The 397-nt window shown below is 68.0% G+C and carries 1 protein-coding gene; it reads right to left on the reverse strand.

Annotation, left to right across the window (positions count from 1 at the left end):
- A partial coding sequence (locus tag K9U40_RS24395; RefSeq protein ID WP_282892616.1) for an META domain-containing protein occupies positions 1-348 on the reverse strand: 348 nt, incomplete at its 3' end.
- Positions 349-397 lie beyond the last annotated feature (49 nt).

The raw sequence follows: 397 nt of genomic DNA on the forward strand, positions 1-397 counted from the left end.
GTGCTGATCCTTAAGCGGGAAGGCGGTCGCCGCGAAGGTATTGCAACCGCCGTAGCCGCGAGCGCGGTACTGCTTGTCGATGATGAAGCTCGGGCGGTCGCCACCGGTGAACGGCTTGCCGTTGAGGCTCACCGCCGTCCAGGTCGAATCCAGCGGGAAGATCTTCTCGCTCGCCTTGGTACCCGGCACGTATTGCGGCTTCTTCTCCTCTTCGCCGCCGGGGCGGCGGTTGCCGCGGCCGAAGCCCGTGGGCGCGCCGCCGCCCATCTGGGCTTGGGCCTGCGTCGCTGCAGTCAGGTCCACGGCCATCACGGCACAGGCCAGGGTGGCGATCAGCACCGCTCTCATCGTTCTGCCCTCATCGTGCGCGCACGGCGCCAGTCCATCGTCCATCCGG

The organism is Xanthobacter autotrophicus (assembly GCF_030015065.1).
GTDB lineage: Bacteria > Pseudomonadota > Alphaproteobacteria > Rhizobiales > Xanthobacteraceae > Xanthobacter > Xanthobacter autotrophicus_D.